At 32.6% G+C, this 2,218-nt stretch carries 5 protein-coding genes; 1 reads left to right on the top strand and 4 read right to left on the bottom strand.

Going from position 1 to position 2,218, the window contains the following annotated elements; translation table 11 throughout:
* Positions 1–9: 9 nt before the first annotated feature.
* The 4 genes from F6K22_RS39205 to psb35 form a co-directional block, all read right to left on the bottom strand.
* Positions 10–192: a CsbD family protein gene (locus tag F6K22_RS39205; RefSeq protein ID WP_293110389.1), complete on the bottom strand. Its 183-nt coding sequence runs from the start codon at positions 190–192 to the stop codon at positions 10–12.
* 195 nt (positions 193–387) lie between these two features.
* A complete protein-coding gene (locus tag F6K22_RS39200) occupies positions 388–537 on the bottom strand; it encodes a hypothetical protein (RefSeq protein WP_293110387.1) in 150 nt (49 codons plus the stop codon).
* A gap of 197 nt (positions 538–734) precedes the next feature.
* Positions 735–1,079: a hypothetical protein gene (locus F6K22_RS39195; protein ID WP_293110385.1), complete on the bottom strand. Its 345-nt coding sequence runs from the start codon at positions 1,077–1,079 to the stop codon at positions 735–737.
* Positions 1,080–1,170: 91 nt separating this feature from the next.
* Positions 1,171–1,362 (bottom strand): photosystem II assembly protein Psb35, encoded by a 192-nt coding sequence (gene psb35 / locus F6K22_RS39190; protein ID WP_293110383.1) that lies wholly within the window; start codon positions 1,360–1,362, stop codon positions 1,171–1,173.
* A gap of 492 nt (positions 1,363–1,854) precedes the next feature.
* Here psb35 and F6K22_RS39185 point away from each other — a divergent pair, with 492 nt between their 5' ends.
* Positions 1,855–1,983 carry a hypothetical protein gene (locus F6K22_RS39185; RefSeq protein WP_293110381.1) on the top strand — a complete coding sequence of 43 codons (129 nt, stop codon included), beginning with the start codon at positions 1,855–1,857 and terminating at the stop codon, positions 1,981–1,983.
* The last annotated feature ends 235 nt before the right edge of the window (positions 1,984–2,218 follow it).

The raw sequence follows: 2,218 nt of genomic DNA, 5'->3' as shown, positions 1-2,218 counted from the left end.
TTCGTCAGTCTAGTCAATTTTTTTCTTAGCTTCATCTTTAGCATTCTCTACAGTATGTTCTGCTTTAGCTTCACCTTGCTTAACTTGTCCTTCAGCCTGATCTTCTGGATTACCTGTAATTTCTCCGAGCATTTCTTGAGCTTTTCCTTCAACATTTTTCATAGTTGCTTGTACTCTATCTTCGGTACTCATATGTATTAACCTCAAAACTTTTTTTATCTACATTTATATATTAATAATAATTTTTTAAGCTTTCTTCTATCGAAAGGAGTATCTTGATGTATTTTATGATTATGCAATTTGATAGATATAGGAGTCCTATTGTATTTGTGTATAACAACCTTATCGCTTTTAGGGAACAGAGAACAGGCGGGAGTGTCAGTTTTTTTAATCGACAGATAGAGGTTTTAGGCTTTTTTTCGCCCCAGGGGGTCTGGCAAATTCAGCTTGAGCAAGCAGAAAGTTAGGGTTGAAAGGAGAATAATTGCAGAAAAATTGAGGGATAAAATATTCGACTAACTCCTCTAAATTCCCCATTTCTCCTGTCTCCTCCCCTCACCCATAAGACTTTCCATACGCAAACCCTAATTATTCGGTAATTCGGTAAGATCGGTATAATTTTTGATTTTGCCTCTATCAACAAAAAAGCCTAGCTAATAATGCTAGGCTAAAAATTTTTATGTCACTTCTGAATACTTGATGATATGTGCAGCTAAACTAATTATAGTTGATAACTAAATTATACCTGTTCCTTTACCACGATTATCTTCAGACATACTTAAATTTCCATCTTCATTAGTCTGATTTATTTCTTTCATAGTTTTAGCACGTTCTAGTCTTTGTTCTTCTTCTTGCTGTCTTAAATCTCCTGGTTCATTGACATACATTTCAGGTTCAATCGCAAAATTATTTAACCTACCTTCTGTATCAACAGTATAACCTGATGTAGTATTATTTTCTTCTGCTTCTGCTTCAGGAGTTTTCATAAAGTTTTCTCCCTCTCTTTCCATCCTATCTGCTACATCTGTAGGAATGATATTAGCATCGTAGCTAGGACTTATATTTGTTTGATTTGTCATTACTTGACCTCCAAATAAATTTTTATTGAACTTAAAAAAAATGTTTTATCGATCGCTCGACTAAACCAGATATTATTCAGTATTTTATTTTTTATGAATCAACTTTAGGAACAACATCAGGACGTTCTTTGTTTTCCCAACCAGCGGGACGCTTAGAGTTGTACCAGGCAATAGAACCTATTGTTACTGCAGCAATGAACCCTATTACTAATACTGCCGTTGCAGCAAAAGGAAAATGAGGTACTTTTGTAGTAGCTTCTATAGCAACTTCTAATAAATACATAATATTAGAATGCTCCTTAATCCGAAATTTGAACTTACTACAGTCATAGTAAATTAAAAAAATATAAATTCACATCTATCAAAAGGTTGAAGTGGCAGTAAAGCTTGGATGATTTTAGGTAGACAAATCAATAATTAATCACATTTGCAGTAAAAATTGAGTTGCTATAATTCAGATATCACATAGGATATACAAGAATTGAAGACGACATAAAAATCAAGAGTTAGGGTTGATTTTTTATAGGTTCGGTTTACCCTATTTGCTGTCTCTTTTTCACGATATTTTGGATATAATGCATAATTAATATCCAAGAAAAACAGCTTTTTTAATTTGCTGGAATTAAAATTAGTCTAGAGATAGGTATAGGATCTATATCTTGAGATAGATGATTTATTTCAGTTTAATAAGTAAGATATGTTATATAATAAATATATTTTTTAGTTTAATTATTAAAATTAAATAAAGCCCCCTATTAAACCTTCATATAACTATTTGACTGAGTATCAAGTTCATCATTTTTCTGAAAATGGTACTTGGCATGGGTATGAATGGAATGGAAACTACGATATTAAATCGGAAGATGACAATATTCAGAGCGATTTGCCAGAATATGAAGTCTAAGTTTTTGTTTGGCAATAGTAACTAATATCAAATAGGTTAATGTTTCCTACCGACATATTAATAGGAAGATGGGGGATAGGGAGATGGGGAAATTCATAACTAGCATCATTTGTCGTATTTCATATAAAGCGTTGACAAACTTGCCTCACAAGTTGATAATATAGCAATTCTCATCTCTGAGTCAGATACAAAGTTCTGGAGTTTTAGGGAATTGGAACCAGAGACCACAGGACAA

Origin of the sequence: Okeania sp. SIO2F4, assembly GCF_010672385.1 — a bacterium.
GTDB lineage: Bacteria > Cyanobacteriota > Cyanobacteriia > Cyanobacteriales > Microcoleaceae > Trichodesmium.
The sequence above is the reverse complement of the archived record's forward strand: the minus strand, read 5'-3'. Positions and strand labels throughout refer to the sequence as shown.

Coding starts and splice junctions, on each gene's coding strand:
- F6K22_RS39205 (WP_293110389.1), bottom strand. CDS start 192: ATGAGTACCGAAGATAGAGTACAAGCAACTATGAAAAATGTTGAAGGA.
- F6K22_RS39200 (WP_293110387.1), bottom strand. CDS start 537: ATGGGGAATTTAGAGGAGTTAGTCGAATATTTTATCCCTCAATTTTTC.
- F6K22_RS39195 (WP_293110385.1), bottom strand. CDS start 1,079: ATGACAAATCAAACAAATATAAGTCCTAGCTACGATGCTAATATCATT.
- psb35 (WP_293110383.1), bottom strand. CDS start 1,362: ATGTATTTATTAGAAGTTGCTATAGAAGCTACTACAAAAGTACCTCAT.